Source organism: Neisseria sp. P0021.S007, from assembly GCF_051956855.1.
Window position 1 is genome coordinate 1 of the sequence record NZ_JBQCXA010001066.1, and the last position, 537, is coordinate 537.

Annotated in this window: 2 protein-coding genes; both read left to right on the forward strand. The window is 47.7% G+C overall.

All coding sequences use genetic code 11. The annotated features are described in order from the left end of the window. Nucleotides 1-146, forward strand: a 146-nt coding sequence (gene rplW, locus ACTHUR_RS17545) for a 50S ribosomal protein L23 (RefSeq protein ID WP_440400002.1), incomplete at its 5' end; no start/stop codon positions are given. A 5-nt stretch (nt 147-151) separates the two neighbouring features. Beyond that, nucleotides 152-537, forward strand: a 386-nt coding sequence (rplB, locus tag ACTHUR_RS17550; RefSeq protein WP_440400000.1) for a 50S ribosomal protein L2, incomplete at its 3' end; no start/stop codon positions are given.

Sequence of the window (537 nt, forward strand, 5' to 3'; positions counted from 1 at the left end):
TAACTACCGTTACTACTAAAGGTAAAACTAAGCGTTTTGGTCGTACTTTGGGCCGCCGCAGCGATGTTAAAAAGGCTTATGTAAGCTTGGCTGCCGGTCAAGAGTTGGATTTGGAAGCCGCTGCTGCAGCTGCAGATAAGGAATAAACAAAATGGCAATCGTTAAAATGAAGCCAACTTCTGCAGGCCGTCGCGGCATGGTTCGCGTGGTAACAGAAGGTTTGCACAAAGGTGCGCCTTATGCACCTTTGCTCGAAAAGAAAAATTCTACTGCCGGTCGTAACAATAATGGTCATATCACCACCCGTCACAAAGGCGGCGGTCATAAACACCATTACCGTGTTGTAGACTTTAAACGTAACAAAGACGGTATCCCTGCAAAAGTAGAGCGTATCGAATACGATCCTAACCGTACTGCCTTCATTGCACTGTTGTGCTATGCAGACGGTGAGCGTCGCTACATCATCGCTCCTCGCGGTATTCAAGCTGGTGCTGTATTGGTTTCCGGTGCTGAAGCTGCCATCAAAGTAGGTAACAC